This is a genomic window from Corynebacterium sp. HMSC072G08, assembly GCF_001809185.1.
In the GTDB taxonomy this organism is placed as follows: domain Bacteria; phylum Actinomycetota; class Actinomycetes; order Mycobacteriales; family Mycobacteriaceae; genus Corynebacterium; species Corynebacterium phoceense.
Genome location: NZ_KV796449.1, coordinates 34,956 through 35,169 on the forward strand (window position 1 = coordinate 34,956; position 214 = coordinate 35,169).

Sequence of the window (214 nt, forward strand, 5' to 3'; positions counted from 1 at the left end):
CTATCAGGGGTTTTGAGAACTGAACCCCAGCGACTCGCTGCGCGCAGCTGGCACGCAGAGAAGTCTATCAGGGGTTTTGAGAACTGAACCCCAGCCTCACCTGGCGGTAGCTGCCCCGTCTGCGAAGTCTATCAGGGGTTTTGAGAACTGAACCCCAGCACGGTATGGAGCGTCCATGCTCGAGCTTGAAGTCTATCAGGGGTTTTGAGAACTG